Raw genomic sequence first — 17,326 nt, 5'->3', positions numbered from 1 at the left:
TGAAATTACGTCGGAAAGAACCAAGAATTGCGCCGCATCTTGATGCAGTGAGGGTGATGTCAATAGATGGCTCGCTAGCTTAGACAGCATTCGTCAATCAAATAGTTGAAAGCGCGGTATCTGCGTCGGTGTTCCGGGATTACACGCAGGCGGCTTTCATATGGTTGAGCTGTGAGCGGTCGCATTGCGTCGTCGAATTCAGAAGGTTTGGAACGGTGAGGTTCGAGTGAATAAGACGTACAAAGTGGTTTGGAGTCAGGCGCAACATCAATGGACTGTCGTATCTGAAACTGTCCGGACGAAGGGTAAGGGAGCGAGGCAGACAACCGTTCTTGCAGCTTCGGCAGTGCTTGCAGCAGCGACGGGAAGCGCCAATGCCGCGGATCCAAGCAGTTATGTCAACGGCGTGTTCCCGGACAGCGGTTTCACCAATTGCTTCACGTCGGGAGCAGATGGCGCGCAGGCCGGAGGAGGTGCTTGTGACAGTGGCGGCAAGACAGGAGCGGGATTTGTTGCGTTCGACCCAATCGGCTCACTAGGCGCCTACGCCGTCGCGACTGATTTTTCCACGCTCAAGTTCGGTACCGGGGGACGTGACCGGTTGACCATCGTCACATCGAGCGGAAGCACGACGATCAACGCGTTCGCGACGCTCAATATGAACGGGGCCGGAATCACGGGTCTCACGGACGGAAACATGTCTGCCGGTAGCACGGATGCAGTCAATGGGGGGCAGCTCTACACCGTTTCAAGCCGCGTAATGTCTCTCTCGACTTCAGTGAATTCGCTGTCGACAGGTCTGAGCACGGTGACGTCGAACGTGAGTTCGTTGTCGACAGGTCTGAGCACGGTGACGTCGAATGTGAGTTCGTTGTCGACGGGGTTGAGTACCGTGACATCTGACGTGAGTTCGCTATCCACGGGCATGAGTACGGTGACATCGAACGTGAGTTCGCTGTCGACGGGCTTGAGCACCGTGACGTCCGACGTGAGTTCGCTATCCACGGGCATGAGTACGGTGACATCGAACGTGAGTTCGCTGTCGACGGGCTTGAGCACCGTGACATCCGACGTGAGTTCGCTATCCACCGGCATGAGTACGGTGACGTCGAACGTGAGTTCGCTGTCGACGGGGCTGAGCACCGTGACGTCCGGCGTGAGCTCGCTGTCCACCGGCATGAGTACCGTGACATCGAATGTCAGCTCGTTGTCGACGGGCTTGAGCACCGTAACGTCAGGTCTGGATTCGCTGTCGACTTCGACGTCGACTGGCCTGAGTACAGCCACGTCAAGCGTTAATTCCCTTTCGACGGGTTTGAGCACCGTGACGTCCGATGTGAGTTCGCTGTCCACCGGCATGAGTACGGTGACGTCGAACGTCAGCTCGCTCTCGACGGGTCTGAGCACGGTAACATCGAACGTCAGTTCCCTCTCGACGGGTCTGAGCACGGTGTCGTCCGGTCTCGATTCGCTGTCGACTTCGACGTCGACGGGTCTGAGCACGGTGACGTCCGGTCTCGATTCGCTGTCGACTTCGACGTCGACGGGTCTGAGCACGGTGACGTCCGGTCTCGATTCGCTGTCGACTTCGACGTCGACGGGTCTGAGCACGGTGACGTCCGGTCTCGATTCGCTGTCGACTTCGACGTCGACTGGCCTGAGCACGGTCACGTCTGGCCTCGACTCGCTCTCGACTTCAACGTCGACCGGTTTGAGCACGGTTACATCCACCGTTAGCTCGCTCTCGACCGGTTTGAGCACAGTGACCTCCGGTCTCGATTCATTGTCGACGTCGACGTCGACGGGCCTGAGCACCGTTACGTCGAACGTGAGTTCGCTCTCGACCGGTCTGAGCACTGTAACCTCGGGCATCGCATCTCTGTCCACCGGGCTCGACACGCTGTCGACGTCCACATCGACTGTCGTAGCATCGCTGTCGACGGGCGTGGATTCGCTGTCCGTGGCGATCAACAACACGGTCCAGTACGACAATCCCGGCCACACCAGCGTCACTTTCGGCGTACCCGGAACGCCCGTGACGCTCAAGAACGTCGCGCCAGGCACGGTAGCTCCGACCAGTCTGGAAGCAATCAACGGCTCGCAGCTCTACGCAACGGCCAACAGCGCCGCCGCTGCCCTGGGCGGTGGATCGACCGTCAACGCGGACGGCACGATCAGCAAACCGACGTACACGTTCAAGGACAATTCAACGTTCAACAACGTCGGCGACGCGCTCGCGAATCTCGATGGCCGCGTGACGCAGAATACGTCCGACATCACGACGATCAACACGACGCTGAGCACGATCAACAACGGCGGCGGTATCAAGTACTTCCACACCAACTCGAAGCTGGACGACTCGAAGGCGCTTGGCACGGACGCCGTGGCGATCGGTGGCAATGCGGTTGCGTCGGCGGATAATGCGGTCGCGCTCGGCTCGAACTCGGTGGCCGATCGCGCCAACACGGTTTCCGTCGGCGCGGCCGGAACGGAACGTCAGATCACGAACGTCGCTGCGGGCTCGGCGCCGACCGATGCCGTCAACGTCTCCCAGTTGCAATCGACGGTCTCGACGGGCCTGGCGAACGCCGTCACCTACGATGACGCGACCCATGCCAAGGTGACACTGCACGCGGCCGATCCGAACGCGCAGGTGACGATCGATAACGTGGCCAGCGGCAAGGTCGATCCATCGAGTCACGAGGCGATCAACGGCTCGCAACTCTACGCGACGGCTAACAGTACCGCTGAAGCATTGGGCGGCGGATCGACCGTCAACGCGGACGGCACGATCAGCAAACCGACGTACACGTTCAAGGACAATTCGACGTTCAACAACGTAGGCGACGCGTTGACGAATCTCGACGGCCGCGTGACGCAGAATACCTCTGACATCACGACGATCAACAACACGCTGAACACCATCAACAACGGCGGCGGCATCAAGTATTTCCACGCCAATTCGACGCTAGATGACTCTCAGGCGCTGGGCGCGGACGCCGTGGCGATCGGCGGCAATGCGGTCGCATCGGCGAATAACGCCGTTGCGCTCGGCTCGAACTCGGTGGCGGATCGCGCCAATACCGTGTCCGTCGGCTCGAAGGGAAGCGAGCGTCAAATCACCAATGTCGCAGCGGGCACGCAGGACACGGACGCGGTCAACGTTTCGCAGTTGAAGCAATCCGGGCTCGTTAACGGCGATGGTTCTACCAACACCGCCGTGACCTACGACACAAAGAACGGCCAACCCGACCGTTCGAGCATTACGCTCGGAGACGGCAGCAGCACGACGACGATTCACAACGTCGCTGCGGGCTCCGCCGGAACGGACGCCGTGAACGTTAACCAGATGAACGCCGCGATCGATCGCGTGACGAATATCGCCGAAAGCGGCGGCAATCCGTTGTTCGCGGCGCAGGGCGACCGCAACACCGAGGTCGCCACCGCGAGCGGCGCGCACGCGACCGCAATGGGAGCGAACGCGGTCGCGAGCGCGGACAACTCGGTGGCGCTCGGCGCGAACTCGATGGCCGACCGGGCGAACACGGTGTCGGTCGGCGCGGCAGGTGCGGAGCGGCAGATCACGAACGTCGCAGCGGGCACGCAGGCGACCGACGCGGTCAACGTCGGTCAGTTGAACCTCGCGTCAGCACAGGCGCAGAGCTATACCGATGCTCGCATTTCCGGCGTGCAGAGTCAGATCAACGATGTGGCCGGAAAGGCATGGGGCGGCATCGCGGCCGCGATGGCGGTGGCGGGCTTGCCGCAACCCACGGCGCCAGGCAAGACGATGGTGGCGGTCGCAGGGGCGCACTTCTCCGGCGCCACAGGCGCGGCAGTCGGCGTGTCGTACGTGACGGAAAACGCGCGCTGGGTCATCAAGGCGTCGGGCAATACCAGCAGCAACGGTAACGTGGGCGTCGTGTTCGGCTCCGGGTATCAGTGGTAAGACGCGCCCGCCCACATAGGGCGGTCTGAGTCGTGATGAATCGGCCGGCGTTAGCGCCGGCCGATTTTTTTCTGAGTACGCGCATCCCTGCGCGCCGCCGAATCCCGCGGCCAAAAATCTGCCTTACAATTCAAGCCCACCCTGACAAGCACGTCACGCGCGACATGACCGAGCGTAAGCTATCCGGGCTCGCCGACCGGATCTACAACGACATCCTCAACAGCATCGTGGAAGGCGAATTCAAGGAGGGCGACCGTCTGCTCACCGAACATGCGCTCGCCGAACGCTTTGCCACTTCGCGTCCCACGGTGCGCGAGGCGCTCGCACGGTTGCGCGCGGACGGCATCATCGTGACGCGGCGAGGCTCGGGAACCATCGTCGGACGCCGTCCCGATCCGGACGCGCGCCGTTTCGCGCCGCTCGAAACGTTGTCCGACATTCGCCGCTGCTACGAATTTCGCGTGGTGACGGAGTCCGGCGCGGCGGAACTTGCCGCCATCAAGGCCGACGACGACGATATCCGCGCGATCCAGAACGCCTGGGACCAGCTCGAACGCGTGGTCGAAACGCAGCAGGGCATTGGCGCGAAAGACGATTTCGCGTTTCATCTCGCGGTGGCGCGCGCATCCAAGAACCCGTTCTTCATTACCGTGCTGTCGTTCATCGAGGAACACGTCGAGTTCAGCATGAATCTGTCGCGCAATCTGTCGTTCGTGAAGATGCTCGAACGGCAAAAGCTCGTTCAGCGCGAGCATTTCGAGGTGCTGGAGGCCATCCGCGCGCGAGACCCCGCGCGGGCTGGAAAAGCCATGAAAACGCATCTCGAAAACGCGGTCGATCGCATGTTCGGCAGCTAAGCGCCTGCGCTGCGGTTGTCACACAACCTATGTGACTGCGCGCTCCATCCCGCTTTTTATGGCGAAGTTGTTTGACAACTTTGCGGCGCCTGTTGCTGCAGTTGCGGGCGCGAATGTGGCCCAACCGATATTGGAAGCAGAAAGCGGCGACTGTGCGGGTCATCGGCGAACGCCTCAGCAAGCGCCCAGTACGCGAAAACCGCTCATCCCGGCAACGTTCGGGGAAACCTCCAGGAAACCCAGGTTAAAAGCAGGTTAAAACGGGAGGTAACGCATCGTCGGGGTATATCCCGAGGCGTCGTGCAAAGCGCTATCGGCAGAGGAAAAAGCGCATGTTTGCTGTTTCGGTAACAGCTCCGTCAAGCAGCGATTTGCTTGACATCCTATAACCCCGTTAGCTATTTTTCAGCATCCAGCCGCAACGAGGACGCACGCGCACAGACTCGACACATCAAAACCAAGCATAAACAGGCCGGCGATCCGACGATCAGCCCGGACCTCTTCCCGACCACGGTTGCGAGAGAAGTGAGGAGACAAAATGGCTTTCAAGGCAGGACTGACGGTGAAACTGGCGGCGGTGTGCGTCGCCGTGAGCGCGGCATTCGGCATGAGCGCGGCGCGCGCGGCCGATCCGGTATCGATCAACATCGTCGATGTCGCAGGCAATCTGCAACTGACGCAAAAGGGCTTCGAAGCGTTCAAGGCGAAGCATCCCGACCTCGTTTCGAGCATCACCTTCACGAACGCGCCCGCGCCGCAACTGCCGGGCAAGATCAAGGCGATGCAGGCGGCGGGACGCTCGGACATCGACCTCGTCGTGACCGGCACCGATGCGCTCGCGGCCGGCATCCAGCAAGGTCTGTGGGAAAAGCTGCTGCCCGAAAACGCCAAAGCCTTCCCCGGCGTGCTCGACAAGTACGCCCCCGGCCCGCGCAAGATGCAGGACATCGCGCAAGGCTACGGCCTCGAAGTCACCTACATGCCCGCCGGGCCGCTGCTCGAATACAACCCGGCCAAAGTCACCGATGTGCCGAAAACGCCCGATCAACTGCTCGCGTGGTGCAAGGCGCATCCGAACAAGCTGATCTACGCGCGCCCGGCGAACTCCGGCCCCGGCCGCACGTTCCTGATGGGCCTGCCGTACGTGCTCGGCGACAAGGACCCGATGGACCCGATCAACGGCTGGGACAAGACCTGGGCGTTCCTGAAGCAACTGAACGACTGCATCCCGTATTACCCGGGCGGCACGTCGGCCGTGATGAAGGAACTCGGCGAAGGCACGCGCGACATGACCGTCACGGTGACGGGCTGGGACATCAACCCGCGCGCGCTCGGCATCGTGCCTGCGGAATTCAAGGTGGCCGCGTTCGACAACATGACCTGGGTCAACGACGCGCACTACATGGTGATCCCGAAGGGCGTGCCGAAGGAAAAGCTCGACGTGCTCTACAAGCTGATGAACTTCATGCTCGAACCGGCACAGCAGGCCTTGACGTATGACGACGGCTATTTCTATCCGGGCCCGGCGGTGAAGGACGTGCCGCTGTCGATGGCGCCGGCGAAGAGCCAGGAAGTCATTCAGAAGTTCGGCCGGCCCGAGTACGCGAAGCTGCTCGCGGACCGTCCGCACGTCCTGCCGCTCAACGCGCAGGCGATGGTCGCCGCGTTCCAGAAATGGGACCGCGAAATCGGCGCGGCGAAGACGAAGTAAGCCGGCGTATCGCTGCCATGAGACGGCGACGTTCCTCGCGAGGAGCGTCGCCGCTTGTACAAAAAAGCGCAGGAAATTGTCATGAAGCACACTTTTGAGCAGTTGCGCCTCGACTCGGTCTCGCGCAGCTTCACCAACGCGGAAGGGCAGCAGCTCGCGGCGTTGAAGGGCCTCGATCTCAACATTCAGCGCGGCGAGTTCATCGCGCTGCTGGGGCCGTCGGGCTGCGGCAAGTCGACCGCGCTGAACTGCATCGCCGGATTGCAGCCGCTCACGGGCGGCGGCATCTGGCTCGACGACAAGCGTATCGACGTGCTGCCGCCCGAAAAGCGCGGCTTCGGCATGGTCTTTCAGAATTACGCGCTGTTTCCGCATATGTCCGTGCTGGATAACGTCGGCTTCGGATTGAAGATGCGCGGCATGCCGAAGGCGGAAGCGACGAAACGCGCGAAGGCCGCCTTGCAGTTGGTGCAATTGATCGGGCACGACGCCAAGCTGCCGGGGCAATTGTCGGGCGGCCAGCAACAGCGCGTGGCGATCGCGCGCGCAATCGTCATCGAGCCGCCGCTCGTCTTGATGGACGAGCCGCTTTCGAATCTCGACACCAAGCTGCGCATCGAGATGCGCGCGGAGATTCGCCGCATCCACGGCAAGCTGGAGCGCGCGACGATCTACGTTACGCACGACCAGGACGAGGCGCTGTCGATGGCCGACCGCATCGTCGTGATGAAGGAAGGCGTCGTGCAACAGGTTGCCGCGCCGAAAGAAGTGTATTCGCGGCCGAAAAACCTGCATGTCGCGCGCTTCATGGGCTTTCGCAATGTCGTGCCGGCGACGCTCGAAGGCACGCAGGGCGAGTGCGTCGCGGTCAATGCGAACGGCGTGAAGCTGCTCGGCACGCCGATGGAAGGTTTCGACAGCAAGAGCGTTTCTGTCGCGCTGCGTCCGGAAGACATGGAACGCGCCGCGCCCGGCTCGGAGAACGCGTTCGATGCGCACGTCGAAGTCGTCGAATATGGCGGGCGCGATTCGCTCATCATCGTGAATACCGCGTTCGGCAAGCTGTGGGCGCGCATCGCGGGCGAATGCAGCGAAGGCGAGCGCATTGCGTTGCGCGTCGCGCCGTCCAAAACGCTCGTCTACGGAGAAGACAAATGATCGCGCTCCCTGCAGAGCGCGATCCGAAGGGCTGGCTCGTCGCGCCTGCGCTCATTTTCATTCTCGCGCTCTTCATCTATCCGTTCGCTTACGGGCTGATGCTGTCGTTCAGCCCGATGAACGGCGGCGGCGTCTGGGCCAACTACGTCACGTTCTTCACCGACTCGTCGATGTGGCCGACGATCATCGTCACGCTGAAGCTCGCCGTGCCCGCGACGATCATCAACGTCGGCGTGTCGGTGCCGGTCGCGTTTGCGTTGCGGCGCACGTCGCCGTGGCAGAAGTTCGTGACGACGCTGCTCGTCGTGCCGGTGACGCTCGGCACCGTGCTGATCGCGGACGGCATGCTGACGTATTTCAGCCCCAACGGCTGGTTTCCGCAGGCCTTGCAGGCGCTGCATCTGTACGGCGATGAAGTGCGCCTCACGCACAACTACTGGGGCGTGCTGATTTCGCTGATCGTGTCGGGCTTTCCGTTCGCGTTCTTGCTGACGCTGTCGTACGTGACCGGCATCGATCCGACGCTCGCGCGCGCCGCCGCGACGCTCGGCGCGAGCCCGTGGCAGCAGTTCCGTCAGATTTATCTGCCGCTGCTGTTGCCGGGCCTCACGATGACCGCGTGCCTGTCGTTCGTGCAGGCGTTCTCGGTGTTTCCGTCGGCGGTGCTGCTCGGCGCGCCGGCCGGCCCGACGCGCGTGATCTCGATCGCCGCATCGGAAGCCGCGTTCGAAAGCTACGACTACGCGCTGGCATCGACCATCGCGATCGTGATGGGTTTCGTGCAACTGCTGGTGGTGGGCGGCATGCTCGGCGCGCGCCGCTTCTTCTACACGGGTCCGGTGACGGGAGGCAAGGGATAATGACGACGGATAACCGCGCCGCGTCCGGCTGGCAAGCCGCCGCGCCGACCTCTGGCAAAGGCAGACAGATGAAACAGCAAGCGAGCCTGCGCGACAAATTATGGAAAGTCTTCGTCTGGACGACGATGGGCTTTTTCCTCGTCAACGTGCTGCTATTGATCGCGACCGTGGCCGTGAACTCGGTGGCGACGCGCTGGTTCGGCACGCTCCTGCCGCAGGGCTTCACGCTGCACTGGTACGCGCAGGCATGGAGCGACTTCCAGCTTTCGAGCGTGCTGCTCGTCACGCTCGAAGTGGTGGGCGCGGTGGTGCTGCTGTCCATCGTGCTCGGCGTGCCGGCGGCGTATGCGCTCGCCCGCGTGCAGTTCCCCGGCAAGCGCTTCGCGATGCTCGTGTTCCTGCTGCCGCTCATGGTGCCGCCCGTGACCTACGGCATTCCGATGGCGACCGTCATGTACAAGTTCCATCTCGCGGGCACGCTGACCGGCGTGATTCTCGCGAACCTGGTGCCTGCGCTGCCGTTCGTCATTCTCGTGATGACGCCCTTCATCGAGCAGATCGATCCGAATCTGGAATCGGCCGCGCGGATTTTCGGGGCGAATACGTTCCGCTACTTCCGCTACGTGTTGCTGCCGCTGCTCGTGCCGGGCATGCTGGCGGCGGGGCTGCTCGTGCTCGTGCGCACCATCGGCATGTTCGAACTGACGTTCTTCACCGCGGGGCCGACGACGCAGACGCTCGTCGTCGCGCTGTACTACGCGGTGTTCTCGACGGGGGTGCGCGCGCCGCAGTCCATCGACGCCATGGCGATGATCTACATGGCCATCACGATGGTCTGGGTGCTGATCGCGCTGCAGTTCGTGAGCCCGACGCAGCTCGTGTCGCGCGTGAAGGAACAGAAGCAGTGATGTCCGCCCGCGCCGCCGTGCGTGGGCTCCATTCATACCGAAGCCGAGTCGTGACGAAATTTCGTGAAGTCGTAACGTTGCAGGCCGAGCCGCGCGTCTCAATCTCGAGCGGGGCGCATGTCGTCGAAGTCGCGCCGGCGGCGGGCGGGCGCATGACGCGCTTTGCCACGCACGGCGAGCGGGGCCTCGTGGATTGGCTCGCGCCCGTGACCGTCGCCAGTTGGCCGTGCGACGCGTGGCCGAAAGGCGGCAGCTATCCGCTCGTGCCGTTTTCCAACCGCGTGCGCGACGCGCGCTTTCCCGCGCCGGACGGTTCGGTCGTCGAACTCGCGACGTTTCCCGGCATGGCGCACGCGCTGCATGGCTTCGGCCAGTTCGCGGCGTGGCGCGTCGAGTTGCAGGAGGCGGATTGCGTCGTGTTGCGCTACGTGCACGGCGAGGGCGAGCACGGCTGGCCGTGGACCTTCGAAGCCGTGCAACTGATCGAGGCGAACGCACGCGGCGCGCGCCTGTCGATGCGCATCGTGAACCGTTCATCGACTCCGATGCCGGCCGGGCTGGGTTTTCATCCGTACTTCGGCGCGACCGAAGCCGAACTTCACACGGCGACGCACTGGCGTCACGAGGCGGAAATCGCGATCGAGCCGACCGAGGAACGTCCCGCGCATCGTCATGAGCGGGAAGCGGAAGGCTACACGCGTTATCTGAGCGGCTGGGACGGCCGCGCGATGCTGCGCTACGCCGACGGCCGCGCTCTCGAACTCGTCGCTGGCGACGCGTTGAGCCATGTCGTCGTGCATTGTCCGGCGGGCGCGGGTTATTTATGCGTCGAGCCGGTCTCGCATGTGAGCGACGGCTTCAATCTCGCGGCGCGTGGACTGCGGGGCACGGGCATCGCGATCATCGAGCCAGGTAGTGAAATACAGGCGTCGCTCTCGATGGCAGCCGACGCGATCCCGGCCCGACACGCCGGCGCCGCCGCCTGACGCGCGCTTCGACACAAGCGCGCTCGCGAACCGCGGGACAGCGCGACGCATACGCCGGCACGATTCCCCCGACGATGCAGATATCCGTGTTCATGGCGCATCTCCAGTTACATTCAGCGCGTGAGCGGCATCGAAAAAAACGATTCGACGAGATCGACGATGCGCCACGTCGCGCAGGGCCGGCGGCAATGGGCGTCGAAGCCGGCTTCCTTGAGCGTCTGCACGGGATCGGCGGGCCAGACGTTGCTCATCGCGACGAAGAGCCGCCCGGTCACGTCGGCATCCATGCGCAGCGTGCGGGAAAAGACGTAGCCGGATTCGTTGTCGAAACTCGTGTCGAGCAGGAGCGCGTGCGGCTGCCAGCTTTGCACCAGCGCGCGCACCGATTTCAGATCTTGCGAATGGATGACCTGCAAGCCTTTGAGCCGAAGTTGCACGGCGAGCGAATCGCCGATCGACTTGTCCTTGTGGGCGATCAGCACGCGGCGCGATGCATCGCCGGTGCGGGCCCGCTTGATACGCCACAACGCGAATTCACTTTCGTTGTCGGCCAGACGGCTTGACATCTCATCCTCCATTCTCGTATTGGGTAACGTGGTCGATTCGATGCAGCCAGTTTCGACCGGACGTGCTTATCGGAAAACCCGGCACGGGGAGGGGGCGCGGACGATTTTGGGAGACTGCCGAATGTATCCCTGCGAAAGAGGGGTGGAAGTACGGCCGTGCGCGCGTAATATCGGAACCGTTCTCGGAGCGTCGCAATGGAAAATGGCTATTTCAAAACTGTGTTGCTGGTAGAGGACGAAGGGCTCACCCGGAGCGCCATGAAGAGTCTCATTCTGGCGAACGAGCCTTTGCTCGAAATCGACGAAGCCGATGGGTTCGAGCAGGCGAAAGCGAAGCTTTCCGCCAATACCTACGATCTGATGTTTCTCGACTACCACTTGCGCGGCCAGGCCACGGGTCTGGATCTGCTCAACTGGATCCGCGAGGAAGAGCAAGAGATTCAGACGATCATGCTGTCCGCGCAGGACGACCGCGACACGGTGCTCGAATGCATCAAGAACGGCGCGTGCGGGTTCATCTCGAAGGGCAGCGAGCAGGGCGCGGGCGTGTTCCGGGAGGCGCTGAAGACCATCCTCAACGGGCGCGTCTATCTGCCGAACACGGTGCTCGGCAAGGGCGGGCACAGTCCCAAGCCGGTGTCGCCGCATGCGGGCGTGACGGTCGAATCGCTCGATCTGCCGCCGCGCCTGACTGAAACGCTGCGCTATCTGCTGCAGGGACTGTCGAACAAGGCGATCGCGCGCAAGATGAATATCAGCGAAAACACCGCCAAGGAATATTCGAGCGATTTGCTCGCGCGCTTTCACGTGACGCGGCGAACGTTTCTGATCGTCGAAATGGCGCGGCGCGGAATCGAAATGCCGATGAGCAATACGTCGTCGGCGTCCTGAGTCATCGATTTATCCTCTTTTCGACGCGGGCGCACCCGAAAGGGCGCCCGCGTCGTCGCGTGCGCGCCTTTTTCGGATCGTTCCGAGGAATACATCCCGGGATGGTAAGGTAGAGCCCGGATCAATTTCGAGATGAGGTCGGCGCAGGTGATTCGCAGGATGACGTTCATAAAAATGCAAGGTGCTGGCACGGCATTCACGCTGACGGCGGCGCTCCTTCTCGGTGCATGCGCGCCGCTTCCGCAGCAGAGCGACGCCGATGCCGCCGCGGCGGCCTCCGCCGCATCGGCTGCGCAGGCCGCCCAAGCCGCGCCCAGGCCCGCAGCGCCGCCCGCTGCGCCGGGCGAACAGCGCATCATGGTCGGCACCGCGAACGGCTACCATCTGATGATCAAGACGACGCCCCCGCCGCAAGTCTGCGACGGCGATGCTTTCGCCGACGGCGTGCGCTACGGCTACGCGCTGACGTGGAACCGGCTCGTCGGCGAGGACATGCGCAATGGCGGCAAGGCGAAGCGCAAGTTCGACGCCTCGGCGGTCCACTCCCAGGACGACCAGTACAAGATCCAGTGGGACGGCAAGGAGCGCGTCAATGCGTGTGCGTCGGACGGCTATCTGATCGGCCGCGTCGTCGGGACGCATCTGGCGGGCGTCGACATGCGCGGCGGCAAGCCGTCCTGAGCGCGGCGAACGGCGAACGCGATCAATCGCAGGTGTGCGTGGCCGCGACGTAGCGGCCCGCGATGGCGACGTCGCCGTAGATCGTGTAGCCCGTGCCGTTCGCGGATGCCTGCGCGATCACCAGCACCACCGAATTGCTCGTCAGGCCGCCGCTCGGAATGGAAACGGCCAGCGTGTCGCTGCTCGGCGAGTACTCGCGCACGCGCCCGGCGATCGGCGTCCATTTTTCCTTCACGCACCGGATGAAATCGTACGGCTTGAATTGCGACGTGCCGGAGCCGATCGGCACGGTCTTGAGCAGGGCGTCGTCCGTCGCAACGCACGCGCTCAACGCGCACGCACCGATTGCAGCCAGCCAGGTTGTGATGCTTTTTCTCATAGTTCCGATGCCCTTTTTTACATTATCCGCTTAGACTTCCGCCCCGTATTCCTTCGATGCCGGCAAAGCGCGGGCGTCGATCCTAACCGCTAACCCGACAAACCGTAAAGCGCGCGCGACCGGTCGTTCGTGCAAATTCGATCGCCCGGAAGACGCGCCAAATCTGAAAGCAAGCTTTCGATTAGTAGTTTTCCCAATATTAGTCAAGTCGGGTCAACCGTCGCCGTTATATAGGCGTTTCACACGTTAAAGCCTTTTGTATGGCGCGAGCGCGGGCGGCGGGAGCCGAGTGTGGCGCTCACCGGCCGCGTGCGTTGCGCGGGCCCCCGATAAACCGTGATGTAACGCTGTCATCGACCGTTCGCGGCCGCTGCGCAGCGTGAGCCAGTTTGATAGAACGCATGTCTCGCACAAAGTTGCTCGCCCGGCTTCGCGCCATGTCTGCCTCCGGACGCCCGTCCGGCGGCGTCGATTTTCAGCGGTTCGCCGCGCCCGTGCTCACGGTTGTGATCTGCGTGCTGCTGCTGGTGGTTTTCCAGCACCTTTCCCGCGCGGTCGATTACAAATCGGTGATCCACTCGCTGCGCGTCATGACGCCGCAAGCCTGGGTCGCCGCGCTGTTCGCGACCGCGCTTTCGTTTGCCGCGCTGGTCGGGCGCGACGCGGTGGGACTGCGCCACATCGGCGTCGCGGTGCCGCGCTCGCTGCTGTGGGTCGGCGCGACGGTCGGCTCCGCGCTCGGCAACGTGACGGGTTTCGGCGCGCTGACGGGCGGCGCCGTGCGCTGCCGCGTCTACGGCGCGGCGGAAGTCACGCCGGCGCAGGTCGGCCGCCTCACCATTTTCACGAGCGTCACGCTCGCGCTTTCGCTGGCATTCATGGCCGCAGCCGGCATGTTGTTCGGCGCGGGCACGCTTTCGCCGATGATGCATCTTCCGCCCGCCGCCTTGCGCGTGACCGGCGCGGCGCTGCTCGCGGTGTTCGCGGCGATGGTCATCGTCTGCGGCCGTGAGCCGCGCACGTTGCGTTCGCGCTGGAAGTGGCTCGCGTTCACCGTGCCGGCGCGCCGCGATTTCGTCGCGCAAGCCGCGCTCGCCGTCGTCGATGTGCTCGGCGCAGGCCTCGCGCTCTGGGCCTTGCTGCCGAATCCGCAAGTCGGCTTCGGCGAGTTCATGACCGTATTTTCGGCGGCGATGCTGCTCGGCATGATCGGCCATACGCCGGGCGGCGTCGGCGTGTTCGAGGCGGCCATGGTTTTCGCGCTCGGCGGCAGCGCCCAGACGCCGGACGTGCTTGCCGCGCTGCTCGCGTATCGCGCGATCTACTTCGGCCTGCCGCTGATCCTGTCGGCGGGCGTGATGGCGGCGTTCGAGGGCCGCGCGCTCAAGGGCCGCTTCGGTTTCCTGCATCCGCGTCACGTTTCGCAACTGGCGCCGGTGTTCCTGTCGATCATCACGTTCGCGGCGGGCTCGATGCTCGTCATCTCCGGCGCGACGCCCGCCTTCAAGATGCGTATCGCGCTGTTGCAGACCATCGTCCCGCTGTGGGTGCTGGAAAGCTCGCAACTGCTCGGTTCGGTGCTCGGCGTGCTGCTGCTTTTCGTCGCACGCGGCCTGATGCGCCGGCTCGACGCCGCTTGGTGGCTCGCGCTGATCCTAGTCGTGACGAACCTCGCGCTATCGCTGGCGAAGGGGTTGGCGTTCGTCGAAGCGGGCGTGCTGGCGTTTCTCGTCGTGCTGCTCGTCGCGACGCGCGAGCGTTTCAACCGCCGTTCGTCGCTGTTCGCCGAGCGCTTCACCGCGACCTGGCTGATTTCCATCGGCGTCGTGATGGCGCTCGCCGTCTGGATCATGTTCTTCGCGTTCCGCGACGTGCCGTACAGCCGCGATCTCTGGTGGCAGTTCGCCTTCGACGAGCGCGCCCCGCGTGCGCTGCGCGCCACGCTCGCGGCGGCGGTGTTCGCGTCGGCGTTCGGCTTGTGGCAATTGCTGCGTCCGGCGGCGGGCCGCTTCGTGAAGCCCGCGCCGCAGGATCTCGCCGACGCCGCGCGCATCTTCCGCGCCCAGGAGCGCAGCGACGCGGGCCTCGCGATGATGGGCGACAAGAGCTTCCTTTTCTCCGAGTCGCGCGAAGCCTTTCTGATGTACGCGAAGCACGGCCGCACGTGGGCCGCGCTGCATGATCCGGTCGGCCCGCGCCGCGAGTGGGCGGAACTGATCCGCAAGTTCGTCGAGCTCGCGCATGCGCACAACGGCCGCGCGGCGTTCTATCAGGTGCGCGCCGACGCGCTGCCGCTTTATCTCGACGCCGGCCTCACGCTGATGAAGCTCGGCGAGGAAGCCCACGTCGCGCTGTCCGATTTCGATCTGAAGGGCTCGCACCGTTCGCATTTGCGTTATGCGTTGAAGCGGGGCGAGCGCGATGGCTTCGACACGGAGGTCATCGGGCCGGCGCACATCGCCGAAAGCCTGCCGATGCTGCGCGCGATCTCCGACGACTGGCTCGAAAGCCGCTCCGCGCGCGAGAAGAGCTTCTCGGTCGCCGCGTTCAACGAAGAGTATCTCGCGGCGCAATCCGTGTTGCTCGTGCGTCAGGAGGGCAAGCCGGTCGCGTTCGTCACCTTCATGACGACGGACATGAACACCGAAGCGACCGTCGGCGTGATGCGGCATGTCGCGCAAGCGTCGCCGTACGCGATGGAATACCTCTTCACCAAGCTCGCGCTGCATCTGAAGGAAGCGGGGTTCAGGTCGCTGTCGCTCGGCATCGCGCCGTTGTCGGGCATGGAGCCGACGCCGCTCGCCTCGCACTGGCATCGGCTCGCGGGGCTCGTGTGGCGTTTCGGCGGACGTTTCTACAACTTCCGCGGTCTGCGCGGATTCAAAAGCAAGTTCCAGCCGCGCTGGGAGCCGCGTTATCTGGCGGCGTCCGGTTCGGTTGGCGTATTTTTTACTTTGGCGGATCTTTCGCTCCTCGCGGGCGGCTGGCGTTCATGAAATTCCTTTGCAAGACAATCGTGGCGGCGCTTTGCGGCATCGCCACGTTCGGCGCTGCGCATGCGGCCGAAACCATTTCCGGCGGACGTTACGGAAATGTGCACCTGACGAAACCGACGAGCGCGATGACAGGCTTCGTCGTGCTGTTCTCGGAAAAAAGCGGCTGGAGCCCGGCCGACAGCCAGGCCGCCGACGCGCTCGCCGCCAAGGGCGCGATGGTCATCGGCGTCGATACGATGCGTTACGCCGCGCGCGTGAAGGCCGACAAGGACCCCTACGAGCGCAAATGCCACAACCTCGTCGGCGATGCGGAGAACATGAGCCATCAGCTCGAACGCACCGTGCAGACCGATCACTACTACGCGCCGATTCTCGTCGGCGCGGGCCAGGGCGCGACGCTCGCCGAAAGCGCGCTGAAGCAGGCGCCGGACAATACGGTTGCGGGCGCGGTGTCGCTCGCGCCGGATGCGAAGCTCGACGCGCGCTTCAATCCGTGTCCGCCTGACCCGACGATCATCCACGCGGCGGGCCTGCCGGGCTTCATGGAGCGCGCGGCCACGCTCGAAGCGGGGCGCTCGAAGGCGGATGCGCTCGTCGCGATGACCGCGCCGCATCTGAAGAAGCCCGCAGCGCCGGCTGCGGCAGCGACGACGCAGCCGGCGGCCAAAAAGTCCGACGCCGCGCACGACAGCGACGTCTCGGATTTGCCGCTGATCGAATTGCGCGCCGCGCAGCCGACCGATCTCCTCGCGATCGTCATTTCCGGCGACGGCGGCTGGCGCGATCTCGACAAGACGATGGCGCTCGCGCTGCAAAAAGACGGCGTGTCGGTGATCGGTATCGACTCGCTGCGCTATTTCTGGAGTGAGAAGACGCCGCAGCAGACGGCCAACGATATCGCCCGCGTGATCCGCGCGTACAACGCGCGCTGGCATACGAGCCATGTGGCGCTCGTCGGCTATTCGTTCGGCGCGGACGTGATGCCGTTCGCGTACAACCGTCTGCCGGACGCGGTGCGCAGCCAGGTGTCGTATATCTCGCTGATGGGCTTTTCGCCCGCGGCCGATTTCCAGATTCGCGTGACCGGCTGGCTCGGCATGCCCGCGAGCGAAAAGGCGCTGAAGGTGCGGCCGGAATTCGACAAGCTGCCGCCGCCGATGGTGCAATGCATCTACGGCGAGAAGGAGGAGGACACGCTGTGCCCGCAGCTCACGAAGACGGGCATCGAAGTCGTGAAACTGCCGGGCGATCATCACTTCGGCGGCGATTACGACGCGCTCGCGCGGCGCATTCTGGCGGGGTGGCGCAAGCAGATCGCGGCGCGGCAGGGGAAGCCGGCGTAAGGCTGGCGGATTGTCAAAGGCACGGAGCGAGCGTCGATTCC

14 protein-coding genes and 1 pseudogene are annotated in these 17,326 nt (G+C 63.8%); 12 read left to right on the top strand and 3 right to left on the bottom strand.

The genetic code is table 11. The features are described from left to right. Positions 1–226 precede the first annotated feature (226 nt). Positions 227–745 (top strand): annotated as a pseudogene (locus LY284_RS39255) (ESPR domain-containing protein); the annotation flags it as partial. Here LY284_RS39255 and LY284_RS19060 read toward each other — a convergent pair. Next, the gene (locus LY284_RS19060) at positions 739–1,971 is read right to left on the bottom strand and encodes an MSCRAMM family adhesin SdrC (RefSeq protein ID WP_233387618.1); all 1,233 of its coding nucleotides are present in this window, start codon (positions 1,969–1,971) and stop codon (positions 739–741) included. The pseudogene LY284_RS39255 and the gene LY284_RS19060 overlap by 7 nt on opposite strands. On the opposite strand from LY284_RS19060, the gene LY284_RS19055 reads away from it, so the two are divergent. From LY284_RS19055 to LY284_RS19025, 7 genes are all read left to right on the top strand, one after another. Next, a complete protein-coding gene (locus tag LY284_RS19055; protein WP_233387617.1) occupies positions 1,946–3,949 on the top strand; it encodes a YadA family autotransporter adhesin in 2,004 nt (667 codons plus the stop codon). The genes LY284_RS19060 and LY284_RS19055 overlap by 26 nt on opposite strands. Before the next feature lie 164 nt (positions 3,950–4,113). Continuing rightward, positions 4,114–4,806, top strand: a complete 693-nt coding sequence (locus tag LY284_RS19050) for a FadR/GntR family transcriptional regulator (RefSeq protein ID WP_233387616.1) — start codon at positions 4,114–4,116, stop codon at positions 4,804–4,806. A 607-nt stretch (positions 4,807–5,413) separates the two neighbouring features. Then, positions 5,414–6,517 carry an extracellular solute-binding protein gene (locus tag LY284_RS19045; protein WP_232355520.1) on the top strand — a complete coding sequence of 368 codons (1,104 nt, stop codon included), beginning with the start codon at positions 5,414–5,416 and terminating at the stop codon, positions 6,515–6,517. An 81-nt stretch (positions 6,518–6,598) separates the two neighbouring features. Further along, a complete protein-coding gene (locus LY284_RS19040) occupies positions 6,599–7,675 on the top strand; it encodes an ABC transporter ATP-binding protein (RefSeq protein ID WP_053569472.1) in 1,077 nt (358 codons plus the stop codon). After that, complete coding sequence (locus tag LY284_RS19035) at positions 7,672–8,535, top strand: ABC transporter permease (protein WP_045454076.1); 864 nt, start codon at positions 7,672–7,674, stop codon at positions 8,533–8,535. Before LY284_RS19040 ends, LY284_RS19035 begins: the two co-directional genes overlap by 4 nt. Beyond that, complete coding sequence (locus LY284_RS19030) at positions 8,535–9,443, top strand: ABC transporter permease (protein WP_014250910.1); 909 nt, start codon at positions 8,535–8,537, stop codon at positions 9,441–9,443. Before LY284_RS19035 ends, LY284_RS19030 begins: the two co-directional genes overlap by 1 nt. Positions 9,444–9,493: 50 nt before the next feature. After that, on the top strand, positions 9,494–10,429 hold the full coding sequence (locus tag LY284_RS19025) for an aldose epimerase (protein WP_233387614.1): 936 nt from the start codon (positions 9,494–9,496) through the stop codon (positions 10,427–10,429). A gap of 113 nt (positions 10,430–10,542) precedes the next feature. Here LY284_RS19025 and LY284_RS19020 read toward each other — a convergent pair whose 3' ends face one another. Further along, positions 10,543–10,995: a response regulator transcription factor gene (locus tag LY284_RS19020; RefSeq protein WP_014250908.1), complete on the bottom strand. Its 453-nt coding sequence runs from the start codon at positions 10,993–10,995 to the stop codon at positions 10,543–10,545. Positions 10,996–11,190: 195 nt separating this feature from the next. Here LY284_RS19020 and LY284_RS19015 point away from each other — a divergent pair, with 195 nt between their 5' ends. Further along, positions 11,191–11,886, top strand: a complete 696-nt coding sequence (locus LY284_RS19015; protein WP_255724425.1) for a response regulator transcription factor — start codon at positions 11,191–11,193, stop codon at positions 11,884–11,886. Between the two features lie 159 nt (positions 11,887–12,045). Beyond that, positions 12,046–12,567, top strand: coding sequence for a hypothetical protein (locus tag LY284_RS19010; RefSeq protein WP_041731707.1), 522 nt, complete (start codon positions 12,046–12,048; stop codon positions 12,565–12,567). A 22-nt stretch (positions 12,568–12,589) separates the two neighbouring features. On the opposite strand, the gene LY284_RS19005 is transcribed toward LY284_RS19010, so the two are convergent. Continuing rightward, complete coding sequence (locus LY284_RS19005; RefSeq protein ID WP_233387612.1) at positions 12,590–12,946, bottom strand: hypothetical protein; 357 nt, start codon at positions 12,944–12,946, stop codon at positions 12,590–12,592. Positions 12,947–13,383: 437 nt separating this feature from the next. On the opposite strand from LY284_RS19005, the gene mprF reads away from it, so the two are divergent. Then, a complete protein-coding gene (gene mprF / locus LY284_RS19000) occupies positions 13,384–15,942 on the top strand; it encodes a bifunctional lysylphosphatidylglycerol flippase/synthetase MprF (protein ID WP_233387611.1) in 2,559 nt (852 codons plus the stop codon). Then, positions 15,939–17,285 (top strand): virulence factor family protein, encoded by a 1,347-nt coding sequence (locus tag LY284_RS18995; protein WP_233387610.1) that lies wholly within the window; start codon positions 15,939–15,941, stop codon positions 17,283–17,285. Before mprF ends, LY284_RS18995 begins: the two co-directional genes overlap by 4 nt. Positions 17,286–17,326: the final 41 nt, after the last annotated feature.

Source organism: Caballeronia sp. PC1 (genome assembly GCF_021353155.1).
Taxonomy (GTDB): Bacteria; Pseudomonadota; Gammaproteobacteria; order Burkholderiales; family Burkholderiaceae; genus Caballeronia; species Caballeronia cordobensis.
This window is presented reverse-complemented; position numbering and strand designations above follow the sequence as displayed.

Bases quoted from the DNA above. Each gene is read 5' to 3' on its own strand.
- LY284_RS19050 (WP_233387616.1), top strand. From the start codon at position 4,114: ATGACCGAGCGTAAGCTATCCGGGCTCGCCGACCGGATCTACAACGAC.
- LY284_RS19045 (WP_232355520.1), top strand. From the start codon at position 5,414: ATGAGCGCGGCGCGCGCGGCCGATCCGGTATCGATCAACATCGTCGAT.
- LY284_RS19040 (WP_053569472.1), top strand. From the start codon at position 6,599: ATGAAGCACACTTTTGAGCAGTTGCGCCTCGACTCGGTCTCGCGCAGC.
- LY284_RS19035 (WP_045454076.1), top strand. From the start codon at position 7,672: ATGATCGCGCTCCCTGCAGAGCGCGATCCGAAGGGCTGGCTCGTCGCG.
- LY284_RS19030 (WP_014250910.1), top strand. From the start codon at position 8,535: ATGACGACGGATAACCGCGCCGCGTCCGGCTGGCAAGCCGCCGCGCCG.
- LY284_RS19020 (WP_014250908.1), bottom strand. From the start codon at position 10,995: ATGTCAAGCCGTCTGGCCGACAACGAAAGTGAATTCGCGTTGTGGCGT.
- LY284_RS19015 (WP_255724425.1), top strand. From the start codon at position 11,191: ATGGAAAATGGCTATTTCAAAACTGTGTTGCTGGTAGAGGACGAAGGG.
- LY284_RS19010 (WP_041731707.1), top strand. From the start codon at position 12,046: ATGACGTTCATAAAAATGCAAGGTGCTGGCACGGCATTCACGCTGACG.
- LY284_RS19005 (WP_233387612.1), bottom strand. From the start codon at position 12,946: ATGAGAAAAAGCATCACAACCTGGCTGGCTGCAATCGGTGCGTGCGCG.
- mprF (WP_233387611.1), top strand. From the start codon at position 13,384: ATGTCTGCCTCCGGACGCCCGTCCGGCGGCGTCGATTTTCAGCGGTTC.
- LY284_RS18995 (WP_233387610.1), top strand. From the start codon at position 15,939: ATGAAATTCCTTTGCAAGACAATCGTGGCGGCGCTTTGCGGCATCGCC.